Origin of the sequence: uncultured Acetobacteroides sp. (genome assembly GCF_963667355.2) — a bacterium.
Classification (GTDB): Bacteria; Bacteroidota; Bacteroidia; order Bacteroidales; family ZOR0009; genus Acetobacteroides.
Genome location: NZ_OY763328.2, coordinates 3,673,740 through 3,696,640, shown reverse-complemented (window position 1 = coordinate 3,696,640; position 22,901 = coordinate 3,673,740). Strand labels below are relative to the sequence as shown.

Genomic DNA, 22,901 nt, shown 5'->3' with positions numbered 1-22,901 from the left:
AAAAAGGCTCCGAAGAGCCTTTCTATATGTTAGTCCAACTGGTGGATTACGATACCCGAGCGAAGCTTGGGTTCGAACCAGGTTGTCTTTGGAGGCATGATGTTGCCGGTGTCCGAGATGTTGATGAGCTGCTGCATCGTAACGGGGTAAAGGGCGAAGGCAACCTTCATCTCACCGTTATCCACTCTGCGCTTAAGCTCGCCAAGGCCACGGATACCACCGACGAAGTCGATGCGCTTGTCGGTTCTGAGGTCCTTAATGCCAAGCACCTTGTCCAGAACGAGGTTCGAAAGAACCGTAACGTCGAGGATACCGATTGGGTCGTTATCGTCGTAGGTGCCAGCCTTAGCGGTAAGCGAGTACCACTTGCCGTCGATGTACATCGAAAAGTTGTGAAGAGAGTTTGGAGTGTAGATATCAGCACCCATCTCCTTAATATCGAAATCTACCGATAGTTTAGCAATCAGCTGCTCAGTGGTCAGACCGTTAAGATCCTTCACCACGCGGTTGTAGTCGATAATCTTCAGCTGGTTGTCGGGGAAGATCACCGCTAGGAAGAAGTTGTACTCCTCGTCGCCGGTGTGATGAGGGTTGGCCTTCTTCTTCTCCTCGCCTACCAGCGCAGCAGCAGCGGTACGGTGGTGACCGTCGGCAACGTAAAGCGCAGGAATTTCGGCAAAGATTTCGGTGATGCGCTTGTTAACGGCATCATCCTCTACAACCCAGAACTTGTGGCCAAAGCCATCGGCAGCAACGAAGTCGTACTCTGGCTTATTGCCAGCAACCACCTTAGCGATGATGCTGTCCATCTCGGCAACGGCAGGATATGCAAAGAATACAGGCTCTACGTTGGCGTTTTGGATGCGAACGTGCATCATGCGATCCTCTTCCTTATCCTTACGGGTAAGCTCGTGCTTCTTGATCTTGCCGGTCATATAGTCCTCGCAATGGCAAGCAGCCACCAAGCCGTACTGGGTGCGGCCGTCCATGGTTTGGGCGTACACGTAGTACTTTTCGGTAGGATCTTGCTTAAGCCAGCCGTTAGCCTGCCATTTCTTGAAGTTCTCAACAGCCTTGTCGTACACCTGCTGCGAGTGCTCGTCGGCGATTGGATCGAAGTCGATCTCTGGTTTGATGATGTGGAGCAGCGACTTTTCGCCAGCCTCAGCCTTAGCTTCAACAGAGTTAAGTACATCGTAAGGACGCGAAGCAACCTCTGCTACGATATCCTTGGGGGGCCGAATGCCCCGGAAAGGTTTAATTTTTACCATGTGTTAAGATTTTTAGGAAAGGAGAGCGGCCTGCTAAGAAGTAGGCCGCTATAGGTTTATTACTTGTTTACTTGGTAGGTTTTATCGCCGTTCTTGATGAGCCCAACCACCTGACGGGCGGCAGCAAGTCCTGCATTTACGTTGGCCTCGGCAGTTTCGGCACCCATCTTCTTAGGGGTGAAGAATACGCGGTTGCCAAATTTTTCCTTCAGCTCGGCAGCGTTTCCTGGCTCGATATCCGAAACGTACTTAAAGTCGGGGCGCTCGGCCATCATCTTAACCAGCTCCGCCTCGTGGATAACCTCCTTACGAGCGGTGTTAACTAGCACGCCACCATTAGGCATCTTCGAAAGAAGGTCGAAGTTGATCGAGTTCTTGGTTTTATCGTTGGCAGGAATATGTAGCGATACGTAGTTGCAGGTAGCGTAAAGCTCCTCTACGGTACTGCAAACCTTGATACCCTCAGCAGCCATAGCCTCAGCCGACACGAAAGGATCGAAAGCGTAAACTTCCATTCCAAAGCCCTTGGCGATAGTTGCCACGCAGCGACCAACGTTTCCGTAGGCATGGATACCAATCTTCTTACCCTTAAGTTCGGCACCAGTACCTGGTTGGAACGAGTTACGGGCAATGTACACCATCATGCCAAAGGCAAGCTCGCCAACGGCATTCGAGTTCTGACCAGGAGTATTCATGGCTACCACACCCTTTTCGGTGCAAGCAGCAAGGTCAAGGTTGTCGTATCCGGCACCGGCACGTACAACCACCTTAAGATTTTTAGCGGCTTCAACCACCTCGCGGGTTACCTTGTCGCTACGAACGATAAGTCCGTCAGCATCGGCAACAGCCTTAAGAAGTTCGTCGTTTGAAGTATACTTTTCGAGAAGGGCCAATTCGAAACCAGCGCCTTCAACTATCTTTCTAATTCCATCAACAGCTTCCTTCGCAAAGGGTTTCTCTGTTGCAACAAGAACTTTAGCCATAGTAATAAGATCTATTCAGTTAGTAGTGTAAAAAAAGGTTGACTGCCGAAACAGCCAACCTTCCAAAAATATTTTATGCTAAGCGTTTTTCTTTTCGAACTCGCGCATGCAGTCAACCAAAGCCTGAACGCTTTCAATAGGAAGCGCGTTGTAGGTAGAAGCACGGAAACCACCCACCAAACGGTGTCCCTTAATACCTTCCATACCTTGGCTCTTAGCAAACTCTAGGAATTCTGCATCCTTCTCCTTGTGCTCAGGAGCCATAACAAAGCAGATGTTCATGATCGAACGGCTTTCCTTCTCGGCAGTTCCTACGAACATAGAGTTGCGGTCAATTTCGTCGTATAGCAACTGAGCCTTAGCCTTGTTAAGCTCGTACATCTTCTCTACGCCACCCATTTGCTTCATCCACTTAAGGGTTTCATTAACCGCGTAGATTGCAAATACAGGAGGAGTATTGAACATAGAACCATCCTTAATGTGAGTTCTATAGTCGAGCATGGTTGGAATTTGACGGCTAACCTTGCCAAGGATATCCTCGCGGATAAGCACGAAGGTAACACCAGCAGGTCCAAGGTTCTTTTGCGCACCACCGTAAATCATACCATACTTGGTAACATCAACCGGACGGCTCATGATATCAGAAGACATGTCGGCAACTAAGGTTACAGGGCAGTCTATATCGTGATGGATTTCGGTTCCGTAAATGGTATTGTTAGTGGTGATATGAACGTAGTCAATATCCGATGGAATGTTGAAGTTCTTTGGGTAGTAGTTAAAGTTAGCCTCAGCCGATGAAGCTAAGATCTCAACCTCGCCAAATAGCTTAGCCTCCTTAATTGCCTTCTTTGCCCAAACGCCAGTTTCAACATAGCCAGCCTTTTTTTCCATAAGGTTGAAAGGAACCATTGCAAACTGAAGGCTGGCGCCGCCACCTAGGAAAAGAACATGGTAGTTATCTGGAGCACCAATAAGCTCCTTGAAGAGCTGTTGAGCCTCTGCCATAATTGGCTCAAAGTACTTGGTTCGGTGAGATATCTCGATAAGAGAAAGACCTATACCATTTAAATCACGTACTGCATTTGCAGTGTTCTCAATAACCTGAGGTGCCAAAATACATGGACCAGCACTAAAGTTATGCTTTTTCATAGCTACATGTTAGTTAAATTCAACTGATTTGTGAGTTAGGTAAAAATGCAAAAAAAACAGCAACATCACAACCTTACCGGTTATGGTATATAAGATTTTTCCACTGCCAAAATTACAGTTTAAAAGAGAACTTCAAATATCACAAACAATTTTTAACTAATTCAGCGTTACAACTACCAATTTGCCTGATTTTAATATCGGTATAATTTTTACTAAATATATAGGAAGCATAATAGTCCGATGCTTGAATCAAGTTCGTAGCTGCGCACCCAGCTTCGCTGCGAGGCTTCTTCGTCATCCTCGGCCATTGCCCACTCCTATGCGCCCCCTTGGTATCGACAGAAAGAAGCGCCCTCTGCCATCCTTTTCACTTATATCGCAAAAAGTTCTGTTACTTGCGCTTGGTAGGCCACCTCCATTTCAACCTCAATTCCTCTGGATTTTAGCTCGTTTTGCACCGTCGTAAAGGCTAAGTCGTAGGTATTGCTGTTTTTACTAACGTGCGCTAAGTAGACCTTCTTCAGGTTGGGGTGGTAGCTATCGCCTATCAGCTTGCCAGAGTCGGCATTCGAAAGGTGCCCATTAGGGCTATGGATTCGCTGCTTTAGGTAGTACGGATAGTCGCAGCTTTGGAGCATATCGTAATCGTAGTTGGCCTCCAAAACCATGAGGTCGACATCGGCAAAATGGGCAACAACCTCTTCGGTACAGCAGCCGATATCCGTTGAAATGGCCATACGCTTGCCATTGGCCCCCTCTATGCGAAAGCCTACCGTTCGAACAGCATCATGGTTTACATCAAATGGAATAAACCTTACACCTTCGATTTCGAATGTGCCTTCAATGAAGCGTAGGTTGTGCGGCGCAATTTTCCCAAGCAAAGCTGCCGACGCCTGGTAGCTTTCTGGAGTAATGTAAATAGGGAGGTTCAGCTTACGGGAGAGGATTCCAACTCCTTTTATATGATCGTTATGCTCGTGGGTTACCAGGATTGCCTTAAGCATATGGGGATCGAGGCCAATGTCATGCATTCGGCCAATAAGCGTTTTAGCGCTAAAGCCGGCATCAACCAGGAATGGCAGGCCACCCACCTCAATATAGGTTGCATTACCTTCGCTCCCGCTTCCTAAAATCGAAATCTTCATTACTCCGTATTCCCCATTTGTGCGCCTTTCGACAGCGTTGTAAAAAAAAGGCGTAGGCAACGCCTACGCCTTAACTATTGGTGGTTCAAAAATTATCCTTTATAGAAAGGTAGCTTAGCAACCTTTGCCTTTAGCAGCTTGCCACGAACGCTAAGGCAGATTTCGGTGCCAACCTTTGCGAACTCTGGCTTCACGTAACCCATACCAATACCAATCTTAAGCATTGGCGACATGGTTCCTGAGGTTACCTCTCCGATTACACTACCTGCTGCATCGCAGATATCGTAGTGCTGACGAGGAATACCACGGTCGATCATCTCGAAACCAACAAGCTTACGGGAAACACCTTCCTTCTTTTGCTTAAGAAGTAGCTCCTTATCGATGAAGTTCTTTTCGTCGGTAAACTTGGTGATCCAGCCTAAGCCAGCCTCGATTGGCGAGGTGGTATCGTTGATATCGTTGCCGTATAGGCAGAAGCCCATTTCGAGGCGAAGCGTATCGCGAGCACCTAGGCCAATTGCGCGAATGCCCTCTTCCTTACCCGCTTCGAAGATTGCCTTCCAAAGCTTTGCGCCATCCGCGTTGGCTACGTAGATTTCGCAACCACCAGCACCGGTATATCCGGTTGTCGAGAGAATAGCATTCTTAATGCCAGCAACGTTTACCTTACGGAAGGTGTAGTACTCCATATCGGTAACGGTTTCCTCGGTAATCTTTTGGATAACCTGCATGGCTAACGGTCCTTGAATGGCAAGCTGGCAGATTTCATCAGAAGCATTGTAGATTTCCTTACCAGGTGTAAAACCAAATGCCTTACCCTGCTCAACAATCCAGCTCCAGTCCTTATCGATATTGGCAGCGTTAATAACCAATAGGTAGGTTTCACCATCGATGCGGTAAACCAAAAGATCGTCTACAATACCGCCCTTCCCGTTGGGGAAGCAGGAGTACTGTACCTTACCATCGAATAGAGCTGCAACATCGTTAGAGGTGATGTGCTGTACAAAGTCGAATGCCTTTGGGCCTTTCACCCAAACTTCTCCCATGTGGCTAACATCGAATACGCCAACCTTCTCGCGAACGGTAACGTGCTCGTCGTTAATACCAAAGTACTCTACTGGCATGTTGTACCCTGCGAAGGGAACCATCCGAGCACCTAACTCTATGTGAAAATTTGTAAAAGCTGTAGTTTTCATAGTGCGTTAAGCTATTTTGTGTCTAAGGCAAAGGTAGCGTTTTTCGAGCACCTCCAACAGTTTTTTCAAATCTGCCACTTCTTTTTAAAAAAATTCAAAAAAATGCGGTTTTCTGTTGAAAAATTGAAAGCAAACGGCGTAATATTGCTAACGGAAATGTAGGGCATTAGGATAATAATTTTCGAATCCATACGTTTTTTTTGTGCAATGAACTACTGGCTATTAATGAATAGGGGGAAATCTGGTGACACCAACAATTAGAAGTAAGCCCAAAGTATTGCTTGTTGACAACAACATCAACATCCTTAATACGCTTGCAACCCTGCTGCAAGATATCGACTGCGACATCTACAAGGCGACCAACGGGATGGAAGCTTTCGAGCAGGCCCTACACGTCAACTTCAACCTCGTCATTTCGGAGCTGTTCCTTCCCCAAATGGACGGAAACGAGCTGGTACGAAAGATCCGCCAGCTCAGCTACGGGAAAAGGTGCGTCTTCATCTTCCTCACCAACGCCATCAGCGAGGACATGCAGGTGAAGTGCATGAACGATGGAGCCGACGAGATCATCATTAAGCCGATAAAGAAAAAGATATTCAAATCGCAAATAGAGGGGATGATCTCCAGGATCAACGAGAACCAGACCTCCCGAAAAAAGCGCTCCAGAAATAGCCTCAACCCGGAGTTCGGCGAAATCGTATACTGCAAGGCCGAGAACGCGCATTCCCTGGTTGCCCACATCGCCCTTACGGTGAACGAGGTGACCAGCTACTGCGATTTTGAGGAGGTTTTCGCATCGAAGAGCATCTGGATGATCTTTATCGACGACAAGGCCACATGGGCCCTAAACCTGATCTACCGGATGGCCCACCACGTCGGGGCAAGCATCCCGATATGGCTCATCGCATCGCGCAAGGTATCGGAATCGCTGCAGATGAACTTCATCGAGAACGGCGGCTTTGGCATCCTCATCAAGTACAAGAACCCCGAGATCCTCGCCCACCAAATTGAGGTGCTGATCGATCGCGAAATCAGCATAAAGAACCAGTACGTCAGCTCGCTCAAGCAGGCCGTGCTCTCCTCACCCGTGCACTTCGCCCCCTCGCACAAGGAGGACTTCCCCACCTTTAGGCTCCGCATCAAGTACGAGCCCTTCACCAAGCCCGCCGGCGGCGACTTCTACGAGATCGTGAAGATGGGCAACGGCAACACGCTCATCCTCCTCGGCGATGTGATGGGCAAGAAGTGGGGCGCCTGGTTCTTTGCCAACGCCTACCTGGCCTACATCAGGGCCAGCCTTAAGGTATTCCCCGCCAAGAAGCAGCTCGAAATCGACAACAACCTGGGGCTGCTGCTCAGCGACATCAACCAGTTCCTGTACAAGGACATCCAGCTCTCGGATGCCTTTACCACCCTAACGGCCATCCTGGTAAACCCCAGCCAGCAGCAGGTAATCCTATCGTCGGCCGGCGCCATCTACCCCATTTTCTACTCGAAGAAGACCCAAAAGACGTCGGTCATCCCCATAAAGGGGAAGATCTTAGGAATTGTTGAAAACGAGAAGTACTCCTCCGAAATAATGCGCGTCCATCCAGGCGACCAGCTGCTCCTGGTAACCGATGGCTACACGGAGGCCTTCGACGCCACCAAGGAGAAGCAAATCGGAATCGAGAAGATTGCCTCGACCCTGGAAGCGCCGCTAAACGAGGGGGTCTTCGATCTCGACAAGCTGGAGCTGTCGATCATGGCCAACAACAGCATCGACTCGTTTAACGACGACCGCACCATGCTGCTCGTGGAGTTTAAGTAGCCCACCACGCCTCCAACAGCGAGCAGCCGAAATGCTTCTCCAACGAACATCCTGTAGGTTGGCTACTTTCGGGAGAACTAGCCCCCCCTACCCTCGACAGCTCCTCCCCGGCTCTCCGATGATGCCTCCCCCTCCCATGCGGCTCGGTGCGGCACTACCACTTTTTCCATTCAGGCTGTTACTTCTGGCATCCTGCCTGAGACCTTTTGCTCCCCGGTTGTCTCCTTTTGCTTCCTGTCTGAAATTTTTCGCGTCCCTCCTGTTGTTTTTCGCTTCCTGCCTGAAGCTTTTCGCATCCTGGCTGTCACTTCTCGCTTCCGGCCTGTAGCTTTTTGCCTTCCGGCTGTCACTTTTCGCTTCCTGCCTGAAGCTTTTCGCGTCCTGTCTGTCACTTTTCGCATCCTGTCTGTCACTTCTCGCTTCCCGCCTGTAGCTTTTAGCGTCCTGTCTGTCACTTCTTGCTTCCCGTCTGTAGCTTTTCGCATCCTGCCTGTCACTTCTTGCTTCCCGCCTGTAGCTTTTAGCGTCCTGTCTGTCACTTCTTGCTTCCCGTCTGTAGCTTTTAGCTTCATGTTTACATAAAAGAGCTAATATTCTACAGATAGTAGCGCAAAAAAAAAGGCCATCCGAAGCAGGGGAATCCTGCCCAGATGGCCTTCATGCTAGCTATCGTATGCCCTACTGGTTCCTATTTACGAATACGATGGCATCGTTCCTATAGCCTACCACGATGCTGTCGTCGCCGGTTACCGCGCCGCTCAGGATCTGCTTCGAGAGCTCGTTGACGATGAACTTCTGGATGGCCCGCTTGATGGGGCGTGCGCCAAAGAGCGGATCGAAGCCCACATCGGCAATAAAGTCGACGGCGCTATCCTCAAACTCGATGCTGATGCTGTTCTCGGCCAGCATGCGCCTCACCACCTCCAGCTGCAGCAGCACAATCTGCCTAATCTCCTCGCGGTTAAGCGGGGTAAACATGATGATGTCGTCGATACGGTTGATGAACTCCGGGCGTATCGTCTGCTTGAGCAGATCAACGAGCTGATCCTTCGTTTTCTCGGCCACCTCGCCCCTATCGGCATCGCTGGCAGCGGCAAAGCGCTCCTGTATCAGCTGCGAGCCGATGTTCGAGGTCATAATAATAATGGTATTCTTAAAGTTTACCACGCGCCCCTTGTTGTCGGTCAAGCGGCCATCGTCCATCACCTGCAGCAGGACGTTGAACACGTCGGGGTGCGCCTTCTCGATCTCGTCGAAGAGCACCACCGAGTAGGGCTTGCGCCGAACGGCCTCGGTAAGCTGGCCGCCCTCGTCGTAACCCACGTACCCGGGAGGCGCCCCGATGAGCCTCGACACCGAGTGCTTCTCCATGTACTCGGTCATGTCGATGCGGGTGATCATGTTCTCGTCGTTGAAGAGGAAGTCGGCCAGCGCCTTGGCCAGCTCGGTTTTCCCCACGCCCGTTGTCCCCAGGAAGATGAACGACCCGATGGGCCGCTTGGCATCCTGCAAGCCCGCGCGGCTGCGGCGAACGGCATCCGACACGGCCTCAATGGCCTCGTCCTGCCCAATCAGCCGCTTGTGCAGCTCCGCCTCCATGTGCAGCAGCTTGGCGCGCTCGCTCTGCACCATCTTCGACACCGGGATGCCCGTCCACTTCGACACCACCTCGGCGATATCCTCGGCGTCCACCTCCTCCTTAATCAGCGCATCGTTGCTCTGGCGCTCCTTCAGGATGGCCTTGGTGCGCTCAATCTCGTCCTGCACCTCCTTTACCTTTCCGTAGCGGATCTCGGCCACCTTGGCGTAGTCGCCCTGGCGCTCGGCCTCCTGCGCCTGAAAGCCCAGCTCCTCGAGCGCTATCTTCTTCTGCTGAATCTTGCTGATGAGCCCCTTCTCCTCCTCCCACTTCGAGCGCAGCTCGGTACGCTGCTCCGAGAGGTTGGCAATTTCGGTGTTCAGCTCCTCAATCTTACGCCTGTCGCCCTCGCGCTTGATGGCCTCGCGCTCAATCTCCAGCTGGCGAATCCTACGGTCGAGCTCGTCGATATTTTCGGGCACCGAATTCATCTCCAACCTCAGCTTCGATGCAGCTTCATCTATCAGGTCGATGGCCTTATCGGGCAAAAACCTATTGGTGATATATCGGTCGGATAGCTCCACGGCGGCAATTATGGCCTCGTCCTTGATGCGCACCTGATGGTGGTTCTCGTAGCGCTCCTTCAGCCCGCGAAGGATGGATATGGCATCAACCGCCGTAGGCTCATCCACCATAACCATCTGAAAGCGGCGCTCCAGCGCCTTATCCTTCTCGAAGAACTTCTGGTACTCGTCGAGCGTGGTTGCGCCAATAGAGCGCAGCTCGCCACGCGACAAGGCAGGCTTCAGGATGTTTGCGGCATCCATAGCGCCTTCGCTCTTCCCTGCCCCCACCAGCGTATGTATCTCATCGATGAAGAGGATGATCTCGCCTTCGGATGAGGTTACATCCTTAACCACCCCCTTCAGGCGCTCCTCAAACTCGCCCTTGTACTTGGCACCGCCAATCAGCGCCCCCATATCCAGCGAGTATATCTGCTTCGACTTCAGGTTTTCGGGCACATCGCCATTTACGATACGATGGGCAATACCCTCAGCAATGGCGGTCTTACCCACACCGGGTTCACCCACCAGAATGGGGTTATTCTTTGTTCTACGCGATAGGATTTGCAGCACCCTACGAATCTCGTCGTCGCGCCCAATCACAGGATCGAGCTTACCCGAGCGCGCCTGATCGTTTAGGTTGATGGCAAATCGTTCGAGCGCATTAAAGGTCTCCTCTGCCGACTGGTTATCAACCGTAGCCCCCTTGCGCAGCTCCTTGATGGCGGCAATCAGATCCTTTTCGTTAACGCCGCTATCCTTTAGCAGCTTTGCAACGCTATCGCCCACGTCCAAGATGCCAAGAAGAATATTCTCGACCGACACGTACTGGTCACCCAGCTTCTTCGAGTAGTCGATAGCCTTTTGCAGCGCTCTGTTGGAGTAGTTGCTCAACGAGGGCTCTCCACCTGTTACCTTCGGATACTTATCGATAATCTGCTGAAGGTTTCGCTCTACGGTTGGAACGTTAACGCCCAGTTTCCTCAGCAGAAAGCCCACCACATTCTCGCTCTGCGAGAACAACCCTTGAAGCAAATGCCCGGGTTCAATAATCTGGTTATGGTTTGCGGTAGCCACCTCTATGGCATGCTGAACCACCTCCTGTGCCTTTATGGTAAAGTTATTAAAGTTCATTTTTCGTCTCCTTTCGTTTTACAGGTTACCCCCATCAACTTACTTGCCACCCGTAATTCTCATGTCATTTTTACAGAACAAGGCCTCTTGTATGACAATATTTCACCCGTTTAAAAACTCTTTGGCCCATATCATCTTCCCGAAGGATTTCGCTTTTAGAAAATATCTCCTACTATAAAACGTTTATTGGAAGAACTACTAACTAACGGCAGAAAAACTTACCAGTACAGAATAACATTTCCCCGTAAACACCATGGCGTAGCCATACCAAACTGGCAGGAATTCTGTTCGAGTGAGCGGAGCGACTACAACGCCAATCAGCGCAACAGCAATGAAAGGACTAGAAGCAATCATTTGAGATAGCGACATTCCACCGCGACCGAGCGAGTTTATTCGTGCCAAGGTTTTTTCGTTCTTTTTGCCCTTACAAAAAGAACAGAAAAGAAGTAAATATTCCCTTTGAAATCGCTCGCATCTAGTAAAAGCCCTTTGAAACATGAAACTATATTTAAAGGCGAATCCCTGTTATCCTCCCTATTTTACCTTGATTTTAACCAGTGTACCTCGTAATTTGCGATTAAAATTGATGTATGAGACGATGGTTTAGAATCATAGTACGCCTGCTGATACTATTCACGCTGCTTTCCATCATCATCTATGTATTCATGCCATCAAACCTTTCGGTACAAGAATCCATCGACGTAAAATGCCCGCCGCGCCTAGTTTTCCTAAAGTTAGCCGACCCAAGCTACTGGATTAGCCGAAGCCGATTCTTCTACAGCAAGGCCAACCGCTTTCGCATCGACTCCACGGCAAACGGAAAGCCCTACATCTACCGATGGAATAACAAGAATGGAACAGCAGGGTTCATTCAGCAAAAGGAGGCCAAACGCTACGAGAGCGTAATCTACCAGGTTAGCTACACCCCGAAATCGGAAGGCGAGCTCAGCTTCAGCATATCGTACCAGAAGAGCAGCACAACCATTGTGGCCAATCTGGATATCGACCTGCCCAGATCCTTCGTGGAAAAGGTTAAAGCATACCTATGGTATATCCCCATAAAGCGTAGCCTCCGCAACGAGCTACAATCGTTGGCGATGGACTGCGAGATGAACGCTAAGCCGCTGAGCCTTTCCATCAAAAGGGGGATGATCCACGATTTCAAGGCATTTATAAGTAAATCGTACGTTCCCAAGAAACAAAGCGTTACAATAATAGGCGAGCTGCACAGAATGTATAAGTCGATTCCAGAATCTACCATCGTTGGACGCCCTTTTATACAGTATGTAAATAGCCCCTACAACGACACCCTGGTTTTAATAAAGGGCGTGCCCACAAAAAGCGAAGCCACAAGCCGCATCCCCAGCTACGCGCTATCGCTCTTCTCAAGGGTTGAAACCTTATCGGCCACCTTCAACTTTCGGGAAACGAACATCGACGATGTGTACAACCTGCTTGTTAGCCGGGCAAAGGAGATGAACATGGAGGCCGATGGCTATCCGCTAATCTTCTTCAGTTACAGGAATAACACCGCCACGATGCAGCTTCCAGTTAGCCGCTAAACGAGCAAATCAGCCCCAAACGGAGCCAATAATTAGCGGATGCCGCTTGTGGGTAAGCATCAAATGCTTACTTTTAAGCGACATTCGAAGACTGCGCTGCTACAAGCACCAGAATTGGGCTTACGGCGCATCGCAAACCACAAAAATACCAGCAAGGCAATGATACAGATCGCAGAATCGACCCTGCAACGGTTGATCGTTCACAGGGTAGGGAACAAGGTGTCGGATATGACGCTTGTAATATCGCAAAAGGAGATCGAGAACTTCGACGAGGCGCTAAGCGGCATGCTGATGCACTTCTTCTTCACCCCGTTTAAGGGCGATGCCTTCTTCAACTTCACCCACCCCACCGATGTCAACCTCAACGAGGTGTACACCTACTGCGCCAACATCTTCGATGATGAGAAGCAGTTTTTTGCCATGAGCGAGGCCATTGCCAAGCACCTCTACGAGATGTCGGACCACCCTAACATCAAGGAGGGCGAGCTGTACGTGGCGCTGGTTAAGGATATCATCATCGAGTCGGAGGTGTGCGACGCCATCGGCATCTTTAAGTCGGAAAACAAGGAGACCTTCCTGAAGGTAAACCAAGGCGCCGACGGGCTCGACCTGGGCAGCGAGAATGGCATCAACATCAACAAGCTCGATAAGGGCTGCCTGATATTCAACACCGAGCGTGAGGATGGCTTTAAGGTGTGCGCCATCGACAACACCAACCGCAGCAGCGAGGCGGTGTACTGGAAGGAGGCATTCCTGCGCATCAAGCCGCGCGAGGATAGCTACTACCAAACGCGCGGCTATATGGAGGTGTGCAAGGGATTCGTGAAGGAGGTGTTTAACACCGAAAACGAGGTGGATCGCGCCGACCAGGTGGTAATGCTCAACAAAACGGCCGAGTTCTTTAAGACTAACGAGGTGTTTAAGGAGGAGGTGTTCGAGGCCGAGGTGATGCAGCAGCCCGAAATCATCGAGGCATTTCAGGAGTATAAAGAGAAATACCAAACCATGAATCAGGTGGCCCTGAAGGAGGAGTTTAGCATCGCCACCGATGTGGCCAAGAAGATGCAGAAGAACTTTAAGAGCGTGATTAAGCTCGACAAAAATTTCCACATCTACATCCACGGCGACCGCGAGCTGGTGGACAAGGGCTACGACGACGAAAAGGGGATGAAGTTCTACAAACTCTTCTACAACGAGGAGAATTAGGATATCTTCAGAAGCTAGACGTTAGACGTTAGATTTTAGACAAAAACAGCATAAAAGAAAGCGGGATATTGGTTGTGCCCAATATCCCGCTTTCTTTACTACGCTTCGGCAGCCTTAATACTCTTCCTTGCGATATGCCAATGCGTGGTAAAAAGTATGATACAAACTATAATGAGCAACGAGCAGACGATTATCGTTCTATTCGAGGTGAAAAGCACCTGATCAATCTTGTCCTGCTTGGCAGTTTGATAAATTACCCGTAACGACTTATCGTCGGGTAAGGCATTCTGCAAATTACCCTCCTTCGATTGCATGCTCTTCATCAGATCAAGCTTGTAGGTCTCAAACGAGGCCAAATTATTCGCGGAAAACCCTGCATGCAGCGGATCGGTTTTATCGATTACCGCATTTACGAAGTTGGTTACGCAAATAATGAACGTTATTACGGATACCAGGCAAACAATATACCCGTAGATGTGCGTAAAACGGTTTGACTTTTCCATAGACGCGCTTTTGATTCGTTGATTTTGCATCTAATTTATGACACACCTCCTACTAAAATCAACCATTGATGGGGTTTTATCTATTTCATTCGATTTTAAACGTACCTTAAATTAGTAATTGACCTATAAGAAAATGAATCCGTGAAAACGGCAGTTGTTAGACACACAGCCAATACTTGGCAACACATAGATTTTCATCTACTTTATAAGCGGTAGCTTCAATCAGAAAGTGTAAATAGTGAGCAGCCTTAGCATCGAAATAAAGGAAAACGCTACTTTAGCAATCATCATTTTATCAGACTTAATTAATTGCAATGTAATATGAAACCTAACCTACTTTCGCTTACGATACTCCTAGGGGGATTGGCAACGGCAAGCTCGGCAGCACAAGGCGACCTACCATTGGTGGCAAAGCAGCCCGAGAGAACCATTAGCGTAGACTACGGCAAGGCCAAGGGCCCGCTAAATACTATGTTTAAAGAGTGCGTTGGGGCAGGACGCGCCAACGAAGGGCTACGCGCCGACTGGCAGCAGCAGCTGGCCTTCGTAAAAAAGGGATGCGACTTTAAGTATATCCGCATGCACGGCCTGCTTACCGACGACATGGCGGTGTACCGCGAGGATAGCAAAGGTAATCCGGAGTACAACTACCAGTATGTCGATGCGCTATTCGACTACTTGCTGAGTATCGGCATTAGACCGTTTGTGGAGCTGGGATTTATGCCATCGGCGCTGGCCAGCGGCAGCCAGACTATCTTCTGGTGGCGAGGGAATGTTACTCCACCGAAGGACTACAACAAGTGGGAGGGGCTAATTCGCAACATGACAGAGCACTTTACCGAGCGCTACGGAGCCGATGAGGTGAAAACGTGGTACTTTGAGGTGTGGAACGAGCCCAACCTAAACGGATTTTGGGCGGGGACGCAGGAGGAGTACTTCAAGCTGTACGCCTACACCGCGAAGGCGGTAAAGAGCGTAAACAGGGAGTACCGAGTTGGAGGGCCAGCCACAGCAGGTGCTGCGTGGGTACCCGAAACGATAAGCTACTGCAGCAAAAACGCGCAGCCGCTCGACTTCATCAGCACGCATAGCTACGGCGTTAAGCAAGGGTTTCTGGATGAGTTCGGAAACTCAGGAACAGTGCTAAGCAAGGATCCGATGGCCGTAAGCGGCGACATCCTTAACTCGCGCAGTCAGATTTCGGCAAGCGCAATGCCCAACTTGGAGCTGCACTACACCGAGTGGAGCGCATCGTACACCCCTGCCGATCCGATACACGACAGCTACCACGAAGCGGCGTATATCCTCCAGAAAATAAAGCAGGTGGGAACGGCGGCAAACTCGATGTCGTACTGGGTATTTACCGATATCTTTGAAGAGGCTGGCCCTCGATTTACCCCATTCCACGGCGGATTTGGACTGCTGAACACCCAAGGAATCGCTAAGCCTGCATATTTTGCGTACATGCTGATGAATAAACTGGGAAGTACTGAGCTGAGCAATGCGGACAGCTGCTCGTGGGCCTCGAAGGATGGAAAAGGTGGCGTACAGGTGCTACTATGGGACTTTACAAACACCCATCCCGGCGACTCGGTGAACAACCAGGCATACTACGTCCGCGATCTTCCATCGAAGGCAAAGGGAAAGGTAAAAGTCAGCATCGCCAGCGTGCCAGCAGGCACGTACAAGCTGGAGGTGTACAAGGTGGGCTACCGCGCCAACGATGCCTTTACGAGCTACATTGAGATGGGCCGGCCTCAGCAGCTCACCAAGCAGCAGGTGGAGAAGCTTAAGCGGGAGAGCAGCGGTTTGCCCGTATCGACGGAGCTGGTGAAGGTAAAGGGCAACGCGCCATTTTTACACGAGGTTGCGATTCGCGAAAACGATGTCGTCCTGCTAAACATGGTGAAGCAGTAAGCATACTTAGGGATAAAACCAAAGGGATAGGCGGGTTGCCTATCCCTTTTTTGTGCGCTAATGACTGATGTGCCACCCGCACATAGCCATCATACTTCCCCAAGCGCTGCAGGTTAAGCACCTGCTCCAATCTGGTTGATAATCATACCGCCCCTATACTACCACAGAATTCACCCTCTCTGATTCGAGGACTCCACGTTCGATGGTATAAAAGGTTCCTGCAGCTATCAACGCCCAACAACGGCGCCCCATTTGCACCGATATATTCAGGGATACCGAATAGAATTGCCAAAAAAAGGGGCTGTCCTATACATTTAGGACAGCCCCTTCCATCAGATGCCACGAGGCATCTCAAACCAAATTATCTGACATTGAATAAAACCTGCTGACGAATATCGCGAGACGAAGCCCCCAGAAGAAATTCGAAGCGTCCACTCTCCACTATCCACGATTTCGATTGCTCGTTGTAGTAGGCAAGGTCAGACACCTTAACCTTCAGCTCAACGCGCTTCTCCTGGCCAGGTTGCAACCATACCTTTTTGAATCCTTTGAGTTCCTTAACTGGGCGAAGCACGGATGCCTTTGGCTGGCTCATGTATAGCTGAGCCACCTCGGCACCAGCCACCTTTCCAGTGTTCTTAAGCGTAAACGAAACCTTAACGACATCATCCTTCGAATAGGCTGGCCGATCGACCTTAAGGCTATCGTACTTAAATTGGGTGTACGAAAGCCCATATCCGAAGGGGTATTCTGGAGTGATATTCTTTGTATCGAACCAGCGGTAGCCAACCAAAATATCCTCCTCGTAGTTCACCTTTAGATTTCGGCCTGGAAAATTACCAAGAGCATGTGCAGGCGATTGCTCCAACGATACAGGAAGCGTAAATGGCATCTTGCCCGAAGGGTTAACCTTTCCGGAGAGAACATCAGCAATAGCGTTGCCGCCCTCCATACCGTTGTACCACCCCCACAGGATTGCTGGCACACGATTATCTATTCCAGCAAGTTCTACTGGAGAGCCCGCAATAATTACCACCACTGTTCTAGGATTTACCTTTGCCACCTCCTGGATGAGCTTCACCTGTCCGTAAGGGAGTTTCATATCCGGCTTATCGGTTGATTCGGTGTCGAAGTCGTGGTTTAGCCCGCAAAATACAAAGGCTACATCCGACTTCTTAGCTAGCGCAACCGCTTCGTCGATAAGCACCCAATCAACCTTATTGTAGTCTACGGTACCCTTTGCTACCTCCTCGAACGATTTCGATTGTTTGGCATACCCTTGCGCAAATGCTAGGTTTACAGCAGTTCCAAACTTCCTCTGCAACGCTTCGAAAGGAGTAACCTCATATAGGGCCTTAATCTCTGAACTTAACCCACCATTGGAGTGCTTACGCGTTGCATTATCGCCGATAACGGCAACCGATTTTAAGTTCGTAAAATCGAAAGGAAGCGTACCTCCATCGTTTTTGAGCAGCACGATAGACTCGCATGCGGTGTTATAGGCAACCTGCTGATGCTCCTTCGTATTAAAAGCACCATGAGCCCTAGCATTGGGTTCGAGCACCTTAGTGCGAAGTATTACCCTAAGAATATTAGCCACCTTTTCGTTAACGGTAGCCTCCGAGACCTCGCCTCTTTTAACGGCATCCACCAAGGGTTTGGCGAAGTACCACTGGTTGTAATCCTTAATCTCGGTTCCCATTTCGAGGTCTAGACCTGCGTTGGCAGCCTTTACGGTAGAGTGCACGGCATCCCAGTCGCTCATGAACACACCTTTAAAACCCAATTCGTCGCGAAGAACGGTACGCCCTAGGTAGCTGTTTTCCGAGCACCAATCGCCTCTAAACTTATTATAGGCACACATTACCGTTAGCGCATCGCCATCCTGAATGGCAGCCTTAAAGGCTGGAAGATATATCTCGCGGAAGGCACGCTCGCTCATGCTAACGTCAACGGTCCCCCTATTGATCTCTTGGTTATTTGCGGCGTAATGCTTAATGCTTGCAGCAACATCTTTAGATTGAAGCCCCTTTACGTAAGGGACTGCCATTTGAGCATTCAGGTAAGGATCTTCGCTTAGATATTCGAAATTACGGCCACAAAGTGGCGTTCTAATAATGTTCATTCCAGGACCAAGCAGAACATCTTTACCCCTAGCTCGGGCTTCCTCACCTAGCGCCTGTCCGCGCACAAACGCAATATCCCTATTCCACGTTGCCGCCAAAGCAGTACCTGTAGGCATGTAGGTCGACGAATCGTCCGTTTGTCCGGTGTAGTTCCAGTTGTCCCTATTGATCTCGGCACGTACACCATGAGGGCCGTCAGAGAGAGTCCACTCAGGAATCCCCAAGCGCTTAATTGCCCCAATGCGAAACTTAGAGTTGGCATGCAGAAGCGTACACTTCTCCTCCAGCGTCATTTTAGAGAGCAGCTGCTTAATTTTAGCCTCATCCTTAGCCGGCAGACCTGTACCCTGCCCGCTTGTAGCACTACCAGCACAGATTATGCAGGTAGCCATCAGCAAAACTTTTCTAGTTAACTTCATAAAAATCACTTTGCAAGTATTTGAACTTCGGCATCCATCAAGCCAACAGATGCCGCCTTAAGTATAATCGTTCCTTTTACCCCATTGGCATGAATAACAGCCAAACATTTTCCATGAAAAGCCGTAATCGACGATGCCTTTAAAGACTCTAAATAGGTTGGGCTACCGTTGTCAACCCCCGCAATTCCACCCTCGCCCCGAATGGAAAATGAAACGAGATTATTGGCGTTGGGGCATTCGTTGCCATCCTTATCCTGAACCGAAACGCTCACAAACGAAAGATCCTTTCCATCGGCTAGGATAGTTTTTCTATCAGCCTGTAGAACAATCTTTGCAGGAGTTCCGGCTGTTTTACGAATATCAGTCTTCACAACCTTTCCATTTTTTAGCGATACCGCTTTAAGCACGCCTGGCTCAAAAGGGACCCGCCACATTACGTGCAAGTCGTCGTTCAACTTACGCTTAACACCAAGCGAGCGCCCATTAAGGAACAGCTCCACCTCGTCGGCATTGTTGTAGTAAGCCCAAACATCCACCAGCTGCCCTGGGGCCCAATTCCAATGAGGGAAAAGATGCAGCACCGTGCTATTTGTCCACTCGCTCTGATACATGTAGTATACATCTTTGGGGAAACCAGCAAGGTCAACAACTCCAAAGTAGGAGCTACGGGCTGGCCATGGATAAGGCGTAGGCTCGCCAAGGTAGTCAAAGCCCGTCCAAATAAACTGTCCCGATAGGAATTCGTTCTTTTTCATCACCTTCCACGTTTCTTCATGGGTCGATCCCCATGGAGTTCTACAATTCTCGTATGCCGAGCACGATAAATCAGCATTCCCTTTTTCGAGAGGCAGATCCCATCGTGTAGGCCAAATACGAACGCTATCCGATGGCAAGTCGTAGCTTCCACGGGTTTGTAATGCCGAGACCGTTTCGGTTGCTATGAATTTCTTTCCAGGATAATCCTTATGAAAATCGGCAAACTTAGAGTGGTTGTAGTTGTATCCGATAAGATCGAGCGCACCAGATTGAATTAGGTTATTCCCCTGACCAACTTCGTTATTGGCAGCTGTTATAGGACGTGTAGAATCTAAGTCGCGAACAATAGCTGCAAGCTCGCGAGTAATCTGCTTGCCTGTAGAATCGCCCCACTGCTCAGGAATTTCATTGCCAATACTCCATATCATAACCGAAGGATGATTTCTATCTCGCTTAATTTGAGCAATCAGATCCTTTTTATGCCATTCATCCCAGTATAGATGGTAGTCGTGAGGGTTCTTTTGCTTCTTCCACATATCGAAAGCCTCATCCATAACAATAAAACCAAGGCTGTCGCAGAGCAGAAGAAGTTCTGGAGCAGGTGGATTATGCGATGTACGGATGCCGTTGCATCCCATTGCCTTCAGTATCTGAAGTTGGCGCTCCAGCGCCCTTGTATTAACGGCAGCACCTAGGCAGCCAAGATCGTGATGAAGGCAAACTCCATTTATCTTCATGCTCCGACCATTCAACGAAAATCCTTTATCTGGATCAAACTGAAATTGGCGAATGCCAAGCGGAGTGGTGTAGCTATCAACCCTTACCCCATCAACCCAAACCTCCGATAACATCTTGTACATATAGGGTCTATCTGTAGCCCAAAGTTTCGGATTAGCGACTTTCAGACGTTGGGGAAATTCGAGCGTATCGTCAATTGAAATATTCTTAACTATTCCGTTCTTAGCAACGACCTTCCCCTTCGAATCAACAATCGACGTTTGCAAGTTTATCTTTGATCTCTTTGACGAAGAATTAACAAGGGTCGTCTTCACATCAACCGTTGCAAAACTCTTCGCTATTTCGGAAACTACAATATGCGTTCCCCATTGAGGAATATGAACTGGATTAACAGCAACCAATCGAACATTCCGATATATCCCCGATCCAGAATACCATCTCGAATTTGGTTGCTTCGAGTTATCAACCTTAACTGCAATTACATTTTCTCCGCCATTAAGCTTAATATAAGGAGTTAACTCGTAGCCAAAAGAGATGTAGCCATAAGGTCGGCGTCCTAAATAGTGATCATTAATCCAAACTTCACTATTCATGTAAATGCCGTCAAACTCAACAAATATTTGCTTTTCTACAAATGAATTGTCGAGTTTGAAAGTTTTACGATACCACCCAATACCACCAGGTAAAGCTCCACCTCCAGGAGTTGCTGGATTGTCTTTGCTAAACTTGCCTTCAATGCTCCAATCGTGAGGGAGATTTAGGAGCCTCCACCCTGCATCATCAAAGCCAACCTTCGAAGCCTCCCCCCTTTCTACGGAGCTAAACCTCCAAGATTTGTTGAAATTTTGAATTAGTCGATCGCTGGTTTTCGAAAATGCGGAACTAAAACCAACAGAAAAGAAAAGCACCAATAAAAAAGCATTATGCCTTATTCTAAATAGTCCAAACAACACATTAAACATCAACCTCTTTTATTAATTGTAGTATTGAATATCACGAGTGGTGGTACATTCCAAATCCCCATTTACGTATTCTAGTAAAAAAGTATAATTACCATGTTTATCATACTTATACACATACGTCCTTCTTTCCTTTATAGAGTTATCACCTGATAGAGTAATCACTTTTGTTTTATTTCCATGCGAATCATACACATAAGAAGTTTTCATTATCGGTCTATTTCTTCCATCAAATTGTCGTACATCTACAATTCTATCCTTTTCGTCATAAGTGTAAGTCTGCCTTAACAAAAGGCTATCATACATTGTCTTGTTTGCACTCTCTGTCAGTAATCCACTACTATATTTATTGATTTGTCGCCATGTTTGATGAATTGTTGAATCAACAAATACCTGTTCTATAATTCTATTCTCCTTGTCGTACTTATATGTAATTTTCAGACTTGCATTTTTTTTAGAGCTATAATAAAATTCTTCCGCCTTATTCTTATTACTATCATAAATAAATCGAGAATCTACATAGGAATATCCATTAGAATTAAGTTGTATAGTATAATTCAGTTTCCCCATCTTATTATAGAAGTATCGAGTAATGTATGATAATGAATCATTCATTACATAACATATTTTCTTAATTGGTTGATTATGCATATTATATTCAAAGATCCACGTCCGAATCAGCGAACCATCAGGATTATATCCAGATTGCTTACTCACAAACCCTGAAGTAGTAAAGTTTACAACAGTAGCTCTTTTCCCCGATAGCGAATAACACGTCTCAATTATTGATTTCACTTCACCTTTAAGTAGTTGCCTGGTGCGGTCGTTTTCAACCTGCTTTGTCGAACATGAAACAATCGATAAAGAAAAAACTACCATCCAAAACATACAAATCCTCATCATTCAACCAAATTTGGGAAACATTAAAAATACCAATTATTAATATCAAGTAAGACCGCCTCAAACTTACGTCAAGGCGGCCTTATCTATTTTAGGGAAAGTAGGCGTTAATAGGTAAACCCTTTACGCTTGTACATCGCAACATTATAAGCACCATACTCATGTATCGACAATTCATCATCGGTCATATTTGTAATATGGTACTTGCTGACAGCAGGCCAAGGAAAGTGTCCTCCAAGAACTTCGAATGCAGAGTATTTACTTTCACCATCGACAAAAGGTGCACCATTAAGCACATTAAAGAATGCTTTAACCTTACTGCCATCTGCTTTTGTATACACAAAGTTCGCAGACCCCTTAAGATCCATATAAACCTCATCGTTAATAACAGGTTTCGTTATGTCAGCATTATTTGCATCCAATGTCCACCACTCTGGTTTTACGCAGCCCACAGGTCCATTGCCAGCTATTTTCTTGGTTGGATCATTTGCATCGGTTGCCCACACCCATGTTTTACCATTACCACCACCTGTTAAACCATACCACGCAGGATCTTTCTCAAAAAAAGTTGGGTCATTTTTTGCAATAGTAAATGTTCGAGTCGTTGATACAGTTCCACCATCACAAAATGCAGTGTAGGTAATCGTAAAAGTACCTCCAAAAGGAATGTAAACCTCTGCTACATTTTTATTCGAATAACCGCCATTCCACTCCCAATATGAGATAACGTTTGGCACATTACTTTTAAAGATAAGCGAATTTGAACCAGGAGTCTTTTGTATAATTTCAAGAGCGCCCTCCTTATCAAGCTGTTCTTTGCTCAAAATCGAGCCCAATTCATCGCGATCTTCAATGGTATCGCATGCTGTAAACAGCATACATAAACCAGCAAAACACAATATAATTCTCTTCATACTAATTGTCTTTTAAAATTTGAGCGATTAGCCGACACTCGTCTATTTCGAAGAGAGGAGTCTTCTCCATA

17 protein-coding genes are annotated in these 22,901 nt (G+C 48.1%); 4 read left to right on the top strand and 13 right to left on the bottom strand.

From position 1 onward, the window contains the following. Positions 1–29: 29 nt before the first annotated feature. The 5 genes from ACHZA1_RS15280 to gcvT form a co-directional block, all read right to left on the bottom strand. Positions 30–1,271, bottom strand: a complete 1,242-nt coding sequence (locus ACHZA1_RS15280) for a DUF1015 family protein (RefSeq protein WP_320052729.1) — start codon at positions 1,269–1,271, stop codon at positions 30–32. 59 nt (positions 1,272–1,330) lie between these two features. Continuing rightward, positions 1,331–2,254, bottom strand: a complete 924-nt coding sequence (locus ACHZA1_RS15275; protein WP_320052728.1) for an NAD(P)-dependent oxidoreductase — start codon at positions 2,252–2,254, stop codon at positions 1,331–1,333. A 78-nt stretch (positions 2,255–2,332) separates the two neighbouring features. Then, positions 2,333–3,403 carry a 3-phosphoserine/phosphohydroxythreonine transaminase gene (gene serC / locus ACHZA1_RS15270; RefSeq protein WP_320052727.1) on the bottom strand — a complete coding sequence of 357 codons (1,071 nt, stop codon included), beginning with the start codon at positions 3,401–3,403 and terminating at the stop codon, positions 2,333–2,335. 371 nt (positions 3,404–3,774) lie between these two features. After that, positions 3,775–4,548 carry an MBL fold metallo-hydrolase gene (locus ACHZA1_RS15265; protein ID WP_320052726.1) on the bottom strand — a complete coding sequence of 258 codons (774 nt, stop codon included), beginning with the start codon at positions 4,546–4,548 and terminating at the stop codon, positions 3,775–3,777. Between the two features lie 92 nt (positions 4,549–4,640). Beyond that, positions 4,641–5,744: a glycine cleavage system aminomethyltransferase GcvT gene (gcvT, locus tag ACHZA1_RS15260; RefSeq protein WP_320052725.1), complete on the bottom strand. Its 1,104-nt coding sequence runs from the start codon at positions 5,742–5,744 to the stop codon at positions 4,641–4,643. A gap of 244 nt (positions 5,745–5,988) precedes the next feature. Between gcvT and ACHZA1_RS15255 the strand changes: the two genes are divergently transcribed. Beyond that, entirely contained in the window at positions 5,989–7,554 is a 1,566-nt protein-coding gene (locus ACHZA1_RS15255) for a fused response regulator/phosphatase (RefSeq protein ID WP_320052724.1), read from the top strand. A 170-nt stretch (positions 7,555–7,724) separates the two neighbouring features. Here the strand turns inward: ACHZA1_RS15255 and ACHZA1_RS15250 are convergent, their stop codons facing one another. The 3 genes from ACHZA1_RS15250 to ACHZA1_RS15240 all read right to left on the bottom strand — a co-directional run bounded on the left by ACHZA1_RS15250 (position 7,725) and on the right by ACHZA1_RS15240 (position 11,232). Continuing rightward, on the bottom strand, positions 7,725–8,126 hold the full coding sequence (locus ACHZA1_RS15250) for a hypothetical protein (RefSeq protein ID WP_320052723.1): 402 nt from the start codon (positions 8,124–8,126) through the stop codon (positions 7,725–7,727). 106 nt (positions 8,127–8,232) lie between these two features. After that, the gene (gene clpB, locus ACHZA1_RS15245; RefSeq protein WP_320052722.1) at positions 8,233–10,830 is read right to left on the bottom strand and encodes an ATP-dependent chaperone ClpB; all 2,598 of its coding nucleotides are present in this window, start codon (positions 10,828–10,830) and stop codon (positions 8,233–8,235) included. 198 nt (positions 10,831–11,028) lie between these two features. Continuing rightward, positions 11,029–11,232, bottom strand: coding sequence for a hypothetical protein (locus ACHZA1_RS15240; protein WP_320052721.1), 204 nt, complete (start codon positions 11,230–11,232; stop codon positions 11,029–11,031). A 188-nt stretch (positions 11,233–11,420) separates the two neighbouring features. On the opposite strand from ACHZA1_RS15240, the gene ACHZA1_RS15235 reads away from it, so the two are divergent. Next, complete coding sequence (locus ACHZA1_RS15235) at positions 11,421–12,392, top strand: hypothetical protein (protein WP_320052720.1); 972 nt, start codon at positions 11,421–11,423, stop codon at positions 12,390–12,392. 159 nt (positions 12,393–12,551) lie between these two features. Continuing rightward, entirely contained in the window at positions 12,552–13,598 is a 1,047-nt protein-coding gene (locus ACHZA1_RS15230) for a nucleoid-associated protein (protein WP_320052719.1), read from the top strand. A 98-nt stretch (positions 13,599–13,696) separates the two neighbouring features. Here the strand turns inward: ACHZA1_RS15230 and ACHZA1_RS15225 are convergent, their stop codons facing one another. Next, positions 13,697–14,101 (bottom strand): hypothetical protein, encoded by a 405-nt coding sequence (locus ACHZA1_RS15225; RefSeq protein WP_320052718.1) that lies wholly within the window; start codon positions 14,099–14,101, stop codon positions 13,697–13,699. 321 nt (positions 14,102–14,422) lie between these two features. Here ACHZA1_RS15225 and ACHZA1_RS15220 point away from each other — a divergent pair, with 321 nt between their 5' ends. Then, positions 14,423–16,018, top strand: coding sequence for a glycoside hydrolase (locus ACHZA1_RS15220; RefSeq protein ID WP_320052717.1), 1,596 nt, complete (start codon positions 14,423–14,425; stop codon positions 16,016–16,018). 361 nt (positions 16,019–16,379) lie between these two features. On the opposite strand, the gene ACHZA1_RS15215 is transcribed toward ACHZA1_RS15220, so the two are convergent. The 4 genes from ACHZA1_RS15215 to ACHZA1_RS15200 form a co-directional block, all read right to left on the bottom strand. Beyond that, the gene (locus ACHZA1_RS15215; RefSeq protein ID WP_320052716.1) at positions 16,380–18,563 is read right to left on the bottom strand and encodes a glycoside hydrolase family 3 C-terminal domain-containing protein; all 2,184 of its coding nucleotides are present in this window, start codon (positions 18,561–18,563) and stop codon (positions 16,380–16,382) included. 5 nt (positions 18,564–18,568) lie between these two features. Beyond that, complete coding sequence (gene galB, locus ACHZA1_RS15210) at positions 18,569–21,019, bottom strand: beta-galactosidase GalB (protein ID WP_320052715.1); 2,451 nt, start codon at positions 21,017–21,019, stop codon at positions 18,569–18,571. A gap of 12 nt (positions 21,020–21,031) precedes the next feature. After that, complete coding sequence (locus tag ACHZA1_RS15205; RefSeq protein ID WP_320052714.1) at positions 21,032–21,919, bottom strand: hypothetical protein; 888 nt, start codon at positions 21,917–21,919, stop codon at positions 21,032–21,034. A 104-nt stretch (positions 21,920–22,023) separates the two neighbouring features. Further along, positions 22,024–22,830, bottom strand: coding sequence for a hypothetical protein (locus tag ACHZA1_RS15200; protein WP_320052713.1), 807 nt, complete (start codon positions 22,828–22,830; stop codon positions 22,024–22,026). Between the last annotated feature and the right edge of the window lie 71 nt (positions 22,831–22,901).

Coding starts and splice junctions, on each gene's coding strand:
- ACHZA1_RS15215 (WP_320052716.1), bottom strand. CDS start 18,563: ATGAAGTTAACTAGAAAAGTTTTGCTGATGGCTACCTGCATAATCTGT.
- gcvT (WP_320052725.1), bottom strand. CDS start 5,744: ATGAAAACTACAGCTTTTACAAATTTTCACATAGAGTTAGGTGCTCGG.
- ACHZA1_RS15205 (WP_320052714.1), bottom strand. CDS start 21,919: ATGATGAGGATTTGTATGTTTTGGATGGTAGTTTTTTCTTTATCGATT.
- ACHZA1_RS15230 (WP_320052719.1), top strand. CDS start 12,552: ATGATACAGATCGCAGAATCGACCCTGCAACGGTTGATCGTTCACAGG.
- ACHZA1_RS15275 (WP_320052728.1), bottom strand. CDS start 2,254: ATGGCTAAAGTTCTTGTTGCAACAGAGAAACCCTTTGCGAAGGAAGCT.
- ACHZA1_RS15225 (WP_320052718.1), bottom strand. CDS start 14,101: ATGGAAAAGTCAAACCGTTTTACGCACATCTACGGGTATATTGTTTGC.
- ACHZA1_RS15280 (WP_320052729.1), bottom strand. CDS start 1,271: ATGGTAAAAATTAAACCTTTCCGGGGCATTCGGCCCCCCAAGGATATC.
- ACHZA1_RS15265 (WP_320052726.1), bottom strand. CDS start 4,548: ATGAAGATTTCGATTTTAGGAAGCGGGAGCGAAGGTAATGCAACCTAT.
- ACHZA1_RS15200 (WP_320052713.1), bottom strand. CDS start 22,830: ATGAAGAGAATTATATTGTGTTTTGCTGGTTTATGTATGCTGTTTACA.
- ACHZA1_RS15235 (WP_320052720.1), top strand. CDS start 11,421: ATGAGACGATGGTTTAGAATCATAGTACGCCTGCTGATACTATTCACG.
- ACHZA1_RS15220 (WP_320052717.1), top strand. CDS start 14,423: ATGAAACCTAACCTACTTTCGCTTACGATACTCCTAGGGGGATTGGCA.
- ACHZA1_RS15250 (WP_320052723.1), bottom strand. CDS start 8,126: ATGAAGCTAAAAGCTACAGACGGGAAGCAAGAAGTGACAGACAGGACG.
- clpB (WP_320052722.1), bottom strand. CDS start 10,830: ATGAACTTTAATAACTTTACCATAAAGGCACAGGAGGTGGTTCAGCAT.
- serC (WP_320052727.1), bottom strand. CDS start 3,403: ATGAAAAAGCATAACTTTAGTGCTGGTCCATGTATTTTGGCACCTCAG.
- galB (WP_320052715.1), bottom strand. CDS start 21,019: ATGTTTAATGTGTTGTTTGGACTATTTAGAATAAGGCATAATGCTTTT.